Origin of the sequence: Daejeonella sp. (assembly GCF_030684675.1) — a bacterium.
Lineage (GTDB): Bacteria > Bacteroidota > Bacteroidia > Sphingobacteriales > Sphingobacteriaceae > Daejeonella.
Genome location: NZ_JAUXXZ010000023.1, coordinates 131,191 through 146,180, shown reverse-complemented (window position 1 = coordinate 146,180; position 14,990 = coordinate 131,191). Strand labels below are relative to the sequence as shown.

General features: G+C 38.1%; 12 protein-coding genes. 3 read left to right on the top strand and 9 right to left on the bottom strand.

What is annotated here, in order from left to right:
- Position 1: 1 nt before the first annotated feature.
- The 8 genes from Q8M41_RS04180 to Q8M41_RS04145 all read right to left on the bottom strand — a co-directional run bounded on the left by Q8M41_RS04180 (position 2) and on the right by Q8M41_RS04145 (position 11,267).
- Positions 2–1,450, bottom strand: a complete 1,449-nt coding sequence (locus Q8M41_RS04180) for a cellulose synthase family protein (protein ID WP_305363990.1) — start codon at positions 1,448–1,450, stop codon at positions 2–4.
- A 17-nt stretch (positions 1,451–1,467) separates the two neighbouring features.
- On the bottom strand, positions 1,468–2,169 hold the full coding sequence (locus Q8M41_RS04175) for a glycosyltransferase family 2 protein (RefSeq protein ID WP_305363989.1): 702 nt from the start codon (positions 2,167–2,169) through the stop codon (positions 1,468–1,470).
- Positions 2,166–3,488, bottom strand: coding sequence for a 4Fe-4S binding protein (locus Q8M41_RS04170; RefSeq protein ID WP_305363988.1), 1,323 nt, complete (start codon positions 3,486–3,488; stop codon positions 2,166–2,168). The genes Q8M41_RS04175 and Q8M41_RS04170 overlap by 4 nt, the downstream gene beginning before the upstream one ends.
- A gap of 16 nt (positions 3,489–3,504) precedes the next feature.
- Positions 3,505–4,800 (bottom strand): NAD(P)/FAD-dependent oxidoreductase, encoded by a 1,296-nt coding sequence (locus Q8M41_RS04165; protein ID WP_305363987.1) that lies wholly within the window; start codon positions 4,798–4,800, stop codon positions 3,505–3,507.
- 314 nt (positions 4,801–5,114) lie between these two features.
- Entirely contained in the window at positions 5,115–6,443 is a 1,329-nt protein-coding gene (gene murA / locus Q8M41_RS04160) for a UDP-N-acetylglucosamine 1-carboxyvinyltransferase (protein ID WP_305363986.1), read from the bottom strand.
- Between the two features lie 213 nt (positions 6,444–6,656).
- On the bottom strand, positions 6,657–7,334 hold the full coding sequence (locus tag Q8M41_RS04155) for a DUF4290 domain-containing protein (protein WP_305363985.1): 678 nt from the start codon (positions 7,332–7,334) through the stop codon (positions 6,657–6,659).
- Between the two features lie 63 nt (positions 7,335–7,397).
- Positions 7,398–9,668 carry an ATP-dependent helicase gene (locus Q8M41_RS04150; protein WP_305363984.1) on the bottom strand — a complete coding sequence of 757 codons (2,271 nt, stop codon included), beginning with the start codon at positions 9,666–9,668 and terminating at the stop codon, positions 7,398–7,400.
- Between the two features lie 132 nt (positions 9,669–9,800).
- Positions 9,801–11,267, bottom strand: a complete 1,467-nt coding sequence (locus Q8M41_RS04145; protein ID WP_305363983.1) for a tetratricopeptide repeat protein — start codon at positions 11,265–11,267, stop codon at positions 9,801–9,803.
- A 159-nt stretch (positions 11,268–11,426) separates the two neighbouring features.
- Between Q8M41_RS04145 and Q8M41_RS04140 the strand changes: the two genes are divergently transcribed.
- The 3 genes from Q8M41_RS04140 (at position 11,427) to Q8M41_RS04130 (ending at position 13,399) form a co-directional block, all read left to right on the top strand.
- A complete protein-coding gene (locus tag Q8M41_RS04140) occupies positions 11,427–11,564 on the top strand; it encodes a hypothetical protein (protein WP_305363982.1) in 138 nt (45 codons plus the stop codon).
- 116 nt (positions 11,565–11,680) lie between these two features.
- A complete protein-coding gene (locus tag Q8M41_RS04135; RefSeq protein WP_305363981.1) occupies positions 11,681–11,860 on the top strand; it encodes a hypothetical protein in 180 nt (59 codons plus the stop codon).
- Between the two features lie 168 nt (positions 11,861–12,028).
- Positions 12,029–13,399: a dipeptidase gene (locus tag Q8M41_RS04130; RefSeq protein ID WP_305363980.1), complete on the top strand. Its 1,371-nt coding sequence runs from the start codon at positions 12,029–12,031 to the stop codon at positions 13,397–13,399.
- Positions 13,400–13,866: 467 nt separating this feature from the next.
- Here the strand turns inward: Q8M41_RS04130 and Q8M41_RS04125 are convergent, their stop codons facing one another.
- Positions 13,867–14,964 (bottom strand): mandelate racemase/muconate lactonizing enzyme family protein, encoded by a 1,098-nt coding sequence (locus Q8M41_RS04125; RefSeq protein WP_305363979.1) that lies wholly within the window; start codon positions 14,962–14,964, stop codon positions 13,867–13,869.
- Between the last annotated feature and the right edge of the window lie 26 nt (positions 14,965–14,990).

Genomic DNA, 14,990 nt, shown 5'->3' with positions numbered 1-14,990 from the left:
ATTAATTCTCAGATGTTTCGAACCAGGCACTCCATAGTACGAAGCCAAATCCTGAGAGCAATAATGCATGATAGATCAGAAAACCAAAATCTTTGAAGTATATCCCTGAGCAAGCAGCAAATAAAAAGTAAAGAAAAAGCAGAAATTCAGGGGTATATTTTTTATATCCTGGTCTCTTTAAATAGGGATTTATTCCGCTAGACTTACTGACCTTTGGGGTTCTTATAAAAGCTGTCTTTTTTCCTGTAATTCCCTGTAATATTGCCCTTGTATTATGGTATGACATTCCCAAAGAAAGAACCATGGCAACCGGGAATGCAGTTATGACTTCTATCAGCGCTGCGATAAATTTCTTTTTATCAGCTAAGATTGCTATAAAACAATAAAGGAAGTTGATCATCATTACTGTCAGAATAATGGTATTCCATTTAAAGAGCTGATTAAATTCTGTTGATGTGTTTTTAACGAACATTAATGGAACGCTTATTAATGCACTAATTAAGACAAAAGCATAGATATAGTTATTCAAGAGATGAAAGCTTCCGAATAGTTTCACAGCTAAGCTGAGCTTAGCCTTCCAAAGCTTGCCTAAAAGTTTTTTTGAAGTTTCGACACCACCCTTTGTCCAGCGAAATTGTTGCGTACGTACTGCGCTTATCCGGTCAGGTAATTCTGCAGGTATGATTATGTTTGGACAATAATTAAATCTCCAGCCCTTAATCTGGGCCCGGTAACTTAGATCAAGATCTTCAGTGAGGGTATCCGATTTCCAGCCACCAGCATCAATGATGCACTCTTTTTTCCAGATCCCTGCAGTTCCGTTAAAATTTATAAAATATCCGCCTTTGTTTCTTCCTTCCTGATCAATTATAAAATGGTTGTTCAGGCCGGTTGCCTGTGCCCTGGTCAGTAATGATTGCATTGCATTCAGATGTCCCCATCGTGTTTGAACCATTCCTGTTTGTTTATCAGTGAAATAGGGCAATGTATCGATAAAAAAATCCGGATGCGGAACGAAGTCGGCATCAAATATTGCTAAATAATCACCTGATGCACTGTTTAGTCCGTTTTGCAATGCACCTGCTTTATACCCCTCCCTATTTGATCGATGAATATGATGTATGTTGAAACCAAGAGTTTTTAATTCTTCAACCCTATTTGCAGCAATTGTCTTAGTATCATCAGTAGAATCATCCAGTACCTGGATCTCTAAGCGGCTTTTGGGGTAATTTAATCGTTCAACTGAATCCAATAAGCGCTCAATTACAAAGCGTTCATTAAAGATGGGTAATTGAATAGTCAGTGAGGGTAATTCAAATGTTTTATTAAGTGGATTTTCTTTTTTTCTGTTGAAAAGAAATGTGATTAACAAGGCCAGTTGCCCGATGCTGAATAGGATTATGAAAAAAAAGAAAAAGTAGTAAAGGATTACAATACCATGTTCAAGCATAAATCCGTAGTATAAAATTAAATATTTTTAAAAATGGTGAGTAATATTTTATATCCGGCTAAAATTGTGCCTTTTATAGTGCCTGAGACCTTGCTAACCCCAATTCTTTTCCGGTAACTAACCGGGATTTCGGTAAACTTCAGTTTGATTTTGGCTGCTTTGACCTGCATTTCTACTGTCCAGCCGAAGGTTTTATCCTTCATGTTTATTTGTTGAAGGGCATTCCAGGTGATTGCCCTGAACGGTCCAAGGTCGGTAAAATGAGCATTGTAAAATAGTTTGATCAATGTGGTAGCCAGCCAGTTTCCGGCAATTTGCTGGAAAAGCATGGAGCCTTTCTGTCTTTCTCCCAGTACTCTTGAACCAATTACCATATCAAAACCAGAAGACATAATAGGAGAGACCAGCAATTCTATCTCAGCGGGAAAGTCAGAATAGTCACCATCCAAAAACACAATGATATCATTCTGTTTGACTTTCTTACTGATATAGTCCATACCTTTTAGACAGCTATATCCATAACCCATTCTGTTTTCCCTTAAAACGGTAGCACCTTTTTCTTTTGCGAAATCTCCCGTATTATCTGTGGAAGCATTGTCAACTACAATAATTTCAGTGACCAATTCAGGGATATCAGCAATAACCTTTCCTATTGATTTGCTTTCGTTGAATGCAGGGATGATTACATAAATTAATGGGTTTTGTTTCTCCTGATTCATTTTTTGTCTTCATGACGAATATATGGAATAAAGCGACCTTCCTCTTCCAGATTTTCAAGTTTTAGAACCCCGCGCGGACAAACAGATGAACAAACACCGCAACCTACACAAGATGCCCGGATTATATTCTCGCCTTTTTGCGCATAGGCCCTGACATCAATTCCCATTTCACAGTAGGTTGAGCAATTTCCGCAGGAGATACACTGTCCACCATTTGTCGTAATTCTGAATTTCGATTTGAACCGTTGGAATAATCCCAGAATTGCTGCCATCGGGCATCCAAAGCGGCACCAAACACGAGATCCCATAATGGGATAAAATCCGGTTCCAATAACCCCTGAAAAAACCGAGCCTATCAGGAAACCATACCACTGAGAAAACAGGCCTGATGCATCACCTAAAATTGTTCCGCTTTTCCATGAATTCAGCCAGAGCAGAGCTGTAGTGAGTGTAATGAAAACGAGGACAGAGTGAACCATCCAGCGTTCAATCTTCCATGCTTTCAAAGATTTATCTGAATTTTGCCTGTAGGGGTCGCCTAAGGTTTCGGCCAGGGCACCGCAGCCGCAAACCCATGAGCAGTACCAGCGTTTACCGAAATTATAGGTTAGTATAGGGGTAGCGATGAACGTCATGACTAAACCCCAGAATACCATAAATACCCCCAGATTCCCTGATTGGATAAGATAATCTAAATCATTCGGGAATAAATAGGAGTATTTTAACGGCCAGAAATAAGAAAAATAAAATTCAGGCTGATTTAATTTTAATAGAAATGCAGGTAGCAAAAATGCAAAGCCTAATTGAAAAAACATCACAGAAATAGTTCTTATGATGTGATAACGACTGAATTTGTATTTTGCAATGAAGCGCATTCCCATGATGAGAACAGCCAGGGTATAAAAAGCACCATATAAAAACCATTGATCAGATGCTTTACCTCTCAGCATCATGCTCAATGGATCCATAGTCCGGATCAGACCTTCAAGATAATAAGGAAACCAATAAAGAATGATATAAAACCCGGTCATTAATATCGCAATGCCCCAGGCAATAGCACCCCGGCTGCTTAGGGAATTTTGCATTATCCCATCATTTTTGATTCCTGCCTGCGCCTTAAAATAGGGAATTGAATAAAATATGCCACCGGAAATGAATAAACCGGTTATCAGGAAAAAGAATAGTAGGGGATGGGACTTTCCGACTCCGAAAGCGGCAATTATCGAGCACAGTATTGCGCATGCAGTAAGTGCAGCCCCCATTTTTTGTAGAGGGTTAGCTGCAGATGGACTGGCGATTGAAAGTGAAATGTCTTTCATTTATTTTAAATGCTTATTATTCTTCATTTCCACCTTTTAAACTTTGTAAATAGGAATGGGAGATATCATTGTAATAGGCTTTGGAAAACTCAGGGTCAAACCAGCCTTTTTTCAGATTTTGAATCACAAAATCAATTGTTTTGTGCTCCCTGATCCAATCTTCTGCAATAGCTTGTCTGAATCTGATTCCTATGAAATTGAAGCCTAAAATGCTTTCATCTTTATTGCTGTAATTTGCCCTGAAAGCATGTTTGCCATTTAGGTGTTCCCAGTAAAAACTTTTCTGCTGATCGTTGATTTCAGGCAAAACCTGCCCGTATGTTTGATATTCTAAATCAAAAAATTTAGCAGAATTAAACCAAATTCCCCGATTGTAGGCAGACTTATCTCCACAAATAGTTCTAGCCAGTGTTTCTGACTGCATTTTTCCGGTGTACCATAATTGTTCAACGGCGGGTTCTCCCGATTTTGGATTACGAAACTGTGCACAATCACCGGCAGCATAAATATCCGGGATGCTGGTCTCAAAGTATTCATTAATTAGAATCCCGCGCTCAGTTTCTAATTCATGTTTCTCAAGGAAGCCGATGTTCGGCTTTACGCCTGCAGTAAGACCAACAAACTGACATTCAAATTGTTCCCCTGTGTTTGTGAGCACTCCTTTAACACGATCCTGATCATCTGAAATAATCTCTCTAAGCTCAGTGTTAAAGCGAAGATCTATTCCATGTGCGCTTATATGTTTACCAATAAGTTGTGCTTCTTCCCTGGGTAAGATATTACTCCAATATAGATTCTCTCGTATAAGCATCTTAACCTCAATCTTTCTGCTGTGAAGCATTTCAGCCATTTCAATACCAATCAATCCTCCGCCAACAATCACTGCGGATGAAATATTTTTGGTATTTCTCTCCATTTGTTCTAGATCCTGGATACTGTAAAGACCCTGAACTCCATAGAGGTTTTCTCCCGGCCATCCAAATTTATTGGGTATTGAGCCACTTGCAATGATCAGTTTGTCGTAGGCTATTGATTTGCCATTATCAAAATGGAGTGTTTTATCTTTTGAATTCAGGGTTTTAACATATGCCCTGATGAGACTTATTCTGTTTTTATTCCAAAACCAGTCTTCATATGGCTTAGTATGTTCAAATTTCATGTGCCCCATATAGATATACATCAGGGCGGTACGTGAAAAAAAATGTTCGCTTTCTTCAGAGATTACAGTAATGAAGGCATTGGAATCAAGCTTTCTGATATTCCGTGCACAGGTAATTCCTGTAATACCATTCCCTATGATGACAATATTCATGAATGATTTTGTTAAGCTGGTATCTGCTGTTTTGCTTGATTCTAACCATTATACGAAATAATGTACTATAATGGATTATTAATATTGATTATTTTATGGAGAGTCGGGCTTTTGGAGTGTACCTAAATCCAATTTTGCCTTTAGGTTTAGGATCAGCAGATTAAAAACAGGTGAATGAGGTCAAGTTAACTGGACTAATTATCTATTTCTTTTGTGTTATCTCAAGCCCCAAATTGAGAATCCGGGAAATGATAACAGAAACAAACTAAACTCTTGTATTATAATGTGTAGGCTGTATAGGCTAAATTATTTGATTAGTGCCCGGTTTTGTTAGTCACATTAATTCGTTTTATATCAGCCCCAAGTGCCTTAAGTCGTACATCAATATTTTGGTAACCACGCTCAATCTGTTCGATATTATATATGATGGATGTTCCCTGTGCAGAAAGAGCTGCGATGAGTAATGAAACACCTGCTCTGATGTCGGGGGAAGTCATTTCAATCCCCCGAAGTTTCACTTTTTTATCCAGACCAATTACCGTTGCGCGGTGAGGGTCACATAAAATGATCTGAGCACCCATGTCGATCAGTTTATCGACAAAGAAAAGCCGGCTTTCAAACATTTTCTGATGAATCAGGACATTCCCTTTGGCCTGAGTGGCTATTACCAGCATGATACTAAGTAAATCCGGAGTAAATCCGGGCCATGGTGCATCTGCTATGGTCATAATTGAACCATCAATAAAGGTATCTACTTCGTAATGTTTCTGGGATGGGATGAAAATATCATCACCTCTCAATTCAAATTTAATACCCAGTTTTCTGAATACTTCAGGAATCATACCCAGTTCTTCAAAATGAACATTTTTGATTGTGATTTCAGATTCGGTCATGGCCGCCAATCCGATGAAAGAGCCAATTTCAATCATATCCGGTAAGAGCCGGTGTTCTGTCCCTCCCAATTTTTTGACACCTTCAATTTTCAGAAGGTTAGAGCCAATGCCGGTAATTTTAGCGCCCATCCGGTTGAGCATTTTGCATAATTGCTGTAGATAAGGCTCGCAGGCTGCATTATAAATTGTTGTTTCGCCTTTTGCAAGTACGGCAGCCATAACCACATTGGCAGTTCCGGTAACAGAAGCCTCATCCAATAAGATATAGGCACCTTTCAGATTGCTGGCATCAACGTTAAAGAAGTTTGTTTTTTTGTCGTAAATAAATTTGGCACCCAGCTTTTCAAATCCAAGAAAGTGTGTGTCAAGGCGTCTTCGTCCAATTTTGTCACCACCAGGTTTGGGAATAGCTGCCTTTCCGAAACGTGCCAATAAGGGACCAACAATCATAATCGAACCCCTTAAACTACCACCCTTTGCCCTGAAAGCCTCCGATTGAAAAAAATCAAGATTGATCTTTGATGCTTCGAAGGTATAAGTGTCCTGATTTATGCGTTCAACTTTTACTCCAAGATCAGAAACTAATTCGATGAGTTTATTAACATCTTTTATATCCGGGATATTGCTGATTGTAATTTTTTCTTCAGTCAGGAGAACAGCAGAAATGATTTGCAATGCTTCATTTTTAGCCCCCTGAGGTATAATTTCTCCTTTTAAAGGTTTACCACCAACAATTTCAAATGCATTCATCTTTTCGGTAAAGGGTTTTAATGTTTTAATATATAGCGAAAATGCTAATTTACAAAAACCAGCTTTCCTTACTTAATTAAAATGTTATTGAATTAGTTAAATTTTTTTTAATAGGGAAGATAATACTCTCTAATTAACTCAACTGATTGTTCTGACTTTGCATACAGGAAAAATGGATCCGATAAGTTAGAAGCAGAGTATTGCTTAACAGGATTAATATCTTTTTCCGCCGGGATTATTACTTCTCTGGCGATTTGAACCTGAATTATTTCTATTACTACTGTTCTGTCTTCCTTTATTCTGGTTCGTATTTCTTTGTCTGCTGGCGCTTGGTGCTTGTCTGACTTCTACACGCTGCAGGTTAACATTTTCTTCTAACTGCAAAGCACCATTTGACATTTCACGTAAATCTTTGATAATGGTTTCATCGGCAACGCTATCTTTATTCCAGGTAACGTAGGCCATTTTCATGAAATTGGCAATTGATTGAACCATAGCCTGTTTACGTTCAGGATCTTCGATACTTTTAGCCCGGCTTATCATGAGCTCTACAGTTTTTCCGTAATGTTTATATTTTATCCTTTGCTGCGGATAAGACAATGGAGCCGGTTTAAAACGTATGGCATCTTCAGATGGTTTCGGGTATGGGGAATCTACATCGATTTTAAAATCAGAAATAATGTGCAAATGATCCCATAATTTGTGTTTGAAATCGGCAACATCACGTAAGTGGGGGTTTAAAAATCCCATAAGATCTATCACTACCTGAGCATATCGGTTACGCTCATCTTTAGTAGGCAGATCAACAATATATTTAACCATATTCTGGACATTACGTCCATATTCGGCAAGAATTAATTTTTTCCTGGTTGTATTATAATCAAATGTCATTGTAATTTATGTTGGCGCGGGCTTTAATATGCGGTTTTTAAGCTCTAAATCGCGATTTTGAATTTATTTTATAATTTTCAATTTAGCAAATTTTAGCAATAATTGCTTCTGTCCCAAATCTTTAAAAAATATAGTTGCTTTGATGTCGGGTTTATTGCCTTCCAAATGGATTACTTTACCAAAACCAAAGCGCTCATGTTCCACTTCCATACCCATCTGTAAACCTGATGTATCCGATGGAGCGAATCCCTCACTGGGCACATGTGCTTTAAGAAGAATGGAGCTTGTCTTTGGAATAGATGAAGGTTTTGGTTTGCTAAAAGTCTCTTTTTGCTGCCATGCCGACCTTTCATCATCAAAAAGTGAATTACCTGAATTTTTTGTCTGAGGTTTAAAGTCGAGTTCAAGATATCTGGCATCAATCTCTTCAATAAACCTGCTGGGTTCACAGCTGGTCAATGTTCCCCAACGGTAGCGTGATGTTGCATAGGAGAGCATTAGTTTTTTTCCTGCCCTGGTTATTGCAACATAAAAAAGTCTGCGCTCTTCTTCCAGATCGGTACGTGAACTTAATGACATCTGGGAAGGGAAGAGGTTTTCTTCTAAGCCAACTACAAAGACATTGTCGAACTCGAGTCCTTTTGCCGAATGAATAGTCATTAAGGATACAGTATCAGCATCCGGGTTCTTATCATTGTCATCATTGGTGAGCAGGGCAATATCCTGCATAAATATGTCCAGACCTTTTTCTTCAATATCTTCACGTTCGCTGAATTCTTTTATTCCGTTTAGTAGTTCCTGAATATTTTCATATCTGCTTAAGCCTTCAACAGATTTATCAGAATAAAGATCCTTCAGAAGGGTGGAGTGTTGAGCAATATGCAAGGCCGTATCATAGGCCGAATGCGTTTTTGTCATCACCTGAAAACTTTGAATCAGGGAGGCAAAATTTGCAACTGATGCTGAACTTCTTGAATCCAGGTATTTAGGGGTATCGCAAATAATTTCCCACATCGTCATATTATGCTGATCAGCTGCAATCATGATCCGTTCAATCGAAGTGTCTCCAATCCCGCGGCGGGGATAATTGATCACCCGTTTGAGGGCCTCTTCATCATTGGGATTAAAGGTGAGCCTGAAATAAGCGATAAGATCTTTTATTTCTTTGCGCTGATAAAATGAGAGCCCTCCATAAATTTTATAAGGAACGTTTAGTTTTCTGAGTGCTTCTTCCATCGCCCTTGATTGAGCATTTGTACGATAGAGGATAGCAAAGTCGTGATATTTTGATCCTTTTTGGGCCTGTTCCTGTACAATGGCCTCAGCTACAATTTTGCCCTCTTCATTATCACTAAAAGCCCTCGAAACCTTGATTTTATCTCCTTCTTCATTTTCAGAGAAGACTGATTTTTTGAGTTGATTTTTATTATTGGCGATAATACTATTCGCAACACTGACAATGTTTTGTGTTGAGCGGTAGTTTTGTTCAAGTTTAAAAACCTTCAGGTCAGGATAATCTTTTTCAAAATTGAGTATGTTTTGAATATTTGCTCCCCGAAATGCATAGATACTTTGGGCATCATCTCCTACAACACAGATATTTTCATTGTTTGCAGCAAGTTTTTTAACGATCAGGTATTGAGAGAAATTTGTATCCTGATACTCATCAACCATTAAGTATTTAAATTTATTCTGGTATTTATAAAGTACTTCAGGATGCTCACGCAGCAGCACATTTGTCTTAAAAAGAAGATCATCAAAGTCCATCGCACCAGCCTTAAAACATCGCTGAGCATATATTTGGTAGATTTCTCCTAAATTCCCACGTCCTGTTGAAAAATCCTCAGCCTGAATATGTTCGTTGTGGAGATATTCTGCCGGAGAAATAAGGTTGTTTTTTGAGGATGATATCCGGTTGTAGACGAAATTGGCATTATATAATTTATCATCTAATTGTTTCTCCTTGAGGATAGTTCGGATAAGGCTCTTGCTATCATCGGTATCGTAGATTGTGAAATTGGAAGGATAACCAATTTTTATGGCTTCAACACGGAGGAGTTTTGCAAAAACCGAGTGAAAAGTGCCCATCCAGATATTTTTCGCTTCCGCACCGACTACTTTCATGATACGTTCCCGCATTTCTTTTGCAGCCTTGTTTGTGAACGTCAACACCAGAATGTTGAATGGGTCAACTCCTTTTCTGATGAGATGAGCAACACGGTAAGTAATTACCCGTGTTTTCCCGGATCCCGCACCGGCAACAATCATCACTGGTCCTTCTATCTGTTCAACTGCCGCCCGCTGAGAAGGATTTAGTCCGTCTAAATAATTCAAAATTTACTCCTGTTTTTGTCTGCTAAATTAAGAAAGAGATTTGAGATTAAGGCCCGGGTTTGAATACTTATGCCTAAATAGCAATTGAAGCTGTTGGCTAATTATTGCTATACCAAAGACGAAAACTCAGGATTATTCCTCACTGATCAAACTTGACTTATGAGGATTATTGAGGTTTTCATTGATATTCATAATCTTATCATCAAGATCATAAATACATTTACCAATTTGCTCGACCAGTTCATCCTTTTCTATTAAATCATCCTTTTCTAAAAGCATAAGACCTTTCAATGTTGCTACAGGACTTCTGATCTGATGAGATAGGTGAGAGGAATATTCTGATAACTTTTTATTTTTGATTTTAATGTCCCTGGTCCGGGCTTCAATTATTTCTTCGAGATTTTGGTTAGCCTGATCCAGATCATCTTTTTGCTTTGAGATCGCTAGGTTCAGCCTGGTTAATTCTTTATTTGTAAGTGAGGACTTACGGACATTTCTAATCAATAAAAAAATAACAAAAAATGCCATAATAGCAATGGCGCTGCTTGCCCAGAATAAAATTTTTGTATTTTTTTGCTGGGCGATGGTGAGTTCGTTTTGTTTTTCCTTTTCAAGTTGTTTATGCTGAACTTCTAACAGATTGATCTTGTCTGAAACGCTGGCTTTATAAGTTATGCTGTCCTGTTTATAGACTCGCTGAAGATAAAATAAAGCGCGCTGGTAGTTTTTGCGTTTATTTTCTAATTCATAAGAAGTCAAAATGTAATCGTATTTCAGTTTAGGGCTCTTTACCAGGCCGGCGTATAAAACCCCTTCCTGTATTGTCTTTTCTGCCAGTTCATATTTCCCCTGCGATATATATATTGAACTTAGTGTCAGATTAATGCTCGCAATTGAATTGTTTAATTTATTTTTTAAAGCTTGTTTCCGGGCTTCAAGCAATAAATCTTCAGATTTATTTAACTGATGCAGATTGAAGTAGATCAGACCCAGATTTTGCTTACATTGAAGGATGCCGACTGCATTGTTCAGTTCCGTGAACATTCTAAGGCTGTTCTGATAATGAGTTAAGGCTTTGTTGTATTCCTCTTTTCTAAAATATACGGCTCCCAGGTTTAGATACAGACCAGCTATCAGATCTTTTATATTAAGTTTTTGGGCTATTATGAGTGATCTTTCAAAATTTTCGAGTGATTTATCATAATCTATTTCACGGTATAAATTTCCGATATTGTTATAAACCTTGGCTTCACCTTCGAGTTGTTTACTTTTTTTGAAATAAGTCAATGCGTTTAAATAGTTTTCTATAGCAGCTTCGTTTTGATTAAGATAATATTTACCTACTCCAATAACACGATAAGCTTCAGCAATTCCGGAATCATATTTCAAATTTTTAGCTAATGATAAGGCCTTATTGCCATAAAGGATAGTTAGTTCAGGATCGATTAGCCGATTTTTAAAACCCAGATCATTTAATTTGATAACCTGAGTAGTATCTTTACTATAAATTAAAATTTTATCCGAACTTATTGAACTATTTTGAGTATAAGCGTTGAATATTATAAAGAAAGAGAAAATTGCTAAGGCCGATATTTTCATGTCAACAGATAAAATATTAGTTAGGTAAATTTAGCGATTCTGATCACCCTTTTTAAGTTTTTAATGCATTCCTCCGAAAATATTATTTGTATAAAAAATTTTATTTTAGTCCGCAAATTAATTAAACATAAACAGATTTAAACAACCCAACCAACAATCATGAAAAAGACACTAATAATCATGGTAATTGCAGCTTTAGGCTTCAGTTCATGCAAAAAAGAAGAAATGGCTACTCCATCTGCAAAACCTTCAGCACAGAAAGTTGCTGATAGAAGTACTCCTGCAGGCTGGGATTAAATCCATACCGCAAAATTGGTTCAATTCCTTTAAGCATTAAAAAAATCAATGTGATCAATATGGAATTAACTACCACAATTGAAATTAACTCACATTCTCAATTTTATTTTACAACCATGAAAAAAATAATCATAACATTAGCATTGGCAGGTTTTATCTCATTAGGTTTTACCCTGATTGAAAAAAGTAAAACTACAACCAACGAGGTTAGCTCGGCACCGGTTAAACATGTAGATTCTAAAAAGCCAGATACTTCAAATGAAGGCAGCGACAAGCGTCTGGCAAGCTGGGATTAATTTAATCCTGAATTGAAGCTGAGCCCGGATTAACCTCAGCTGATAAATCAGCAAAATGATAATCTGAATGGAATGTTTTATTCTGTTATGTGTATCCTTATGCTGATTTTTTTATAAACCGGTTTATGGCTGAACTTAGATTCATATCTTTGCAGAAAAATCAATTATATGCAAGATATTAGACGGTATGTGGGCGAAAATAAACAGCGCTTTCTGGATGAGTTATTTGAGTTATTGAGGTTTCCATCAGTTAGTGCAGATCCAAAGTTTAAAGCCGATATGCTTAAAACTGCGGAGTACGTTGCTGAAAAGTTAAAATCTGCCGGTGCCGATACAGTTGAGATTTGTGCAACAGCGGGTTATCCGATAGTATATGGCGAAAAAATTATCGATAACTCGCTTCCTACGGTTTTGGTGTATGGACATTATGATGTTCAGCCACCTGATCCACTTAACTTATGGCATACACCTCCCTTTGAACCGACAATTCGGGATGAAAAGATCTATGCACGTGGCTCATGCGACGATAAGGGGCAGTTTTATATGCATGTGAAGGCTTTTGAGCTAATGATGAGCACCAATTCACTTCCATGTAATATTAAATTTATGATCGAGGGAGAGGAAGAAGTTGGCTCAAGTAACCTTGGAATTTTTGTTAGTCAGAATAAAGAGCGCTTAAAAGCAGATGTGGTATTGATATCAGATACCTCTATGATAAGTTTGGAACACCCCTCACTGGAAACGGGCTTGCGCGGACTATCCTATGTAGAAGTTGAGGTTACCGGGCCAGACCGTGACTTACATTCAGGTGTTTATGGTGGTGCAGTTGCAAATCCGGCTACTATCCTGTCGAAGATGATTGCTTCAATGCACGACGAAAACAATCATATTACGATTCCCGGCTTTTATGATGATGTACTGGAGTTAAGTGTTGAAGAAAGGGAAATGCTCAACAGAGCACCTTATAATGAGTTGGAATATAAAATCGATTTGAAGGTAGATGAATTATGGGGGGAAAAAGGTTATACCACTCTTGAACGAACTGGTACCCGCCCAACTCTGGAAGTTAATGGTATATGGGGTGGCTATATTGGCGAAGGTGCCAAAACTGTCTTGCCATCAAAAGCATTTGCAAAGATCTCTATGCGTCTGGTACCAAACCAGCATTCTGATAAAATCACTAAGCTTTTTAAAGATCATTTTGAAAGTATTGCGCCAAAAAGCGTAAAAGTTAAAGTTACTCCACATCACGGAGGTGAACCCGTAGTAACACCAACTGATAGTATAGCATATAAGGCGGCACAAAAAGCAATTCTTGAATCTTTTGGTAAGGAACCAATCCCAACCAGAGGCGGAGGGAGCATTCCAATTGTAGCATTATTCGAGAAGGAGCTGGGTATTAAAACAGTTTTAATGGGTTTCGGTTTGGACAGTGATAATCTTCATTCTCCAAATGAAAAATTTGATATTGCTAACTTCTACAAGGGAATTGAAACAATTCCGCTATTTCATAAGTACTTTGCTGAACTCAGTAGATAAAGAAAAGATAAATTGCTAAATAACAAATGCCGGAATTCTCCGGCTTTTGTTATTTAACGTGAGTTCGAATATAAAATCTTGCCGGGCTATTTTAGATTGCCTAATTTTCTCTTGTTTTAGAAAGCAGGGTCTGTGCCTCTTCGGTTGTGCCAGTCCACTTGCTAGTGCGCGTGTATTTCTTTATTTAATTTCTGGAACGCGCGGCACGCATACCAGCAGCGCCGGGCTGCCCGTCCCGATGAAATACAGGCACGGGTAAAATAAACCTTGCCGGAGGAGGTAGCTGCCGGCTAATGTGCGTTTAAATAATAAGGATAATTCTTGCCGGCACTACTCCAGAGGAAAGGACTGAACTAACCTATACACGCAGGTATTGCTTTCCAAAATCAAATTATTTAGGCTCTAGAGCCTAATTTGGATAATTATAACCATATTATTTTACCCTTCCCTATATCGATTCAGGTTAATTAAACACTCCACTTTTCGCAGGATTTGAGAAATTCTTCATCAGCATCTGCCCCAATACCGGGAGTTTCGGGAACATCCAGAAAAAATCCATCATAACTGAGCCCTCCGTTTACCGGATCCACCAGATGCCCAAGCAGGCAGGTATCCAGATCGAAATATTTAATACCAGGGCAGGCATAAGCAAAATGTAAGTTTGCACTCAGGGCAATTCTACTTTCGAGCATACTTCCAATCATACATGGAATACCTGATTCAAAAGCTATTTGATGAATTTTAAGTCCTTCATGAATACCTCCCGACTTGGCGAATTTAATATTGATATAGTCACATGATTCTGAATTAACGAGTTTCCTTGCATCATGATGATTATAGCAACTCTCATCTGCCATTATTTTTATGTTTGTCTGTTGTTTTAATTCAGGAAGTCTGTCGTCATACCAGGTACGCATTGGTTGTTCACAAAATTCGATATTAAGATCCTGCATACCATTTAAACACCTTACTGCATCATCAAAACTCCAACCCTGATTTGCATCAATCCTGAGAATTATTTGTTCTCCAACTTTTTTTCTTATGGTTCTGATTCGCCGCAGATCCAGATTTGGGTCTTTACCTAATTTTATTTTCAGAATCCGGGCACCCTGCTTCTGATATTTCACTGCAGTTTCAGCCATCTCCTCAGGCTCAGCGATGCCTATAGTCATGTCGGTTTCAATCACTCGTTTTTCTCCACCTAAATACCTGTAGAGTGGCTGGCCTTCGTTTTTTGCGGCAATATCATAAAGTGCCATATCGAAAGCACTTTTTATAGTTGAGTTTAAAGCAGTGAAATTGTGAAGATCCTGCAATCGTGCTGTTATTGCAAGGGGGTCTTTTCCTTTGAGCATTCCTGCAAAATCTTTGGCCATTGCCAGACAGGTTTCCTGTGTTTCTCCAACGATCATTGGAAATGCGGAACACTCACCAACCCCATAATAATCACCGTCTGTATGAATTCTTATAAAAACATTTTGTGCAAAATCCATAGTGCCGGTTGCGATTGTAAAAGGCTCCATGGGGATACTAAATCTGTATATATCTGTATGGGTTATTTTCATGGCGAAATTTAAAGTTTTCTGTTTAC

Bases quoted from the DNA above. Each gene is read 5' to 3' on its own strand.
- Q8M41_RS04140 (WP_305363982.1), top strand. From the start codon at position 11,427: ATGAAAAAGACACTAATAATCATGGTAATTGCAGCTTTAGGCTTCAGT.
- Q8M41_RS04130 (WP_305363980.1), top strand. From the start codon at position 12,029: ATGCAAGATATTAGACGGTATGTGGGCGAAAATAAACAGCGCTTTCTG.
- Q8M41_RS04165 (WP_305363987.1), bottom strand. From the start codon at position 4,800: ATGAATATTGTCATCATAGGGAATGGTATTACAGGAATTACCTGTGCA.
- Q8M41_RS04125 (WP_305363979.1), bottom strand. From the start codon at position 14,964: ATGAAAATAACCCATACAGATATATACAGATTTAGTATCCCCATGGAG.
- Q8M41_RS04145 (WP_305363983.1), bottom strand. From the start codon at position 11,267: ATGAAAATATCGGCCTTAGCAATTTTCTCTTTCTTTATAATATTCAAC.
- Q8M41_RS04155 (WP_305363985.1), bottom strand. From the start codon at position 7,334: ATGACATTTGATTATAATACAACCAGGAAAAAATTAATTCTTGCCGAA.
- Q8M41_RS04170 (WP_305363988.1), bottom strand. From the start codon at position 3,488: ATGAAAGACATTTCACTTTCAATCGCCAGTCCATCTGCAGCTAACCCT.
- Q8M41_RS04180 (WP_305363990.1), bottom strand. From the start codon at position 1,450: ATGCTTGAACATGGTATTGTAATCCTTTACTACTTTTTCTTTTTTTTC.
- murA (WP_305363986.1), bottom strand. From the start codon at position 6,443: ATGAATGCATTTGAAATTGTTGGTGGTAAACCTTTAAAAGGAGAAATT.
- Q8M41_RS04135 (WP_305363981.1), top strand. From the start codon at position 11,681: ATGAAAAAAATAATCATAACATTAGCATTGGCAGGTTTTATCTCATTA.
- Q8M41_RS04175 (WP_305363989.1), bottom strand. From the start codon at position 2,169: ATGAATCAGGAGAAACAAAACCCATTAATTTATGTAATCATCCCTGCA.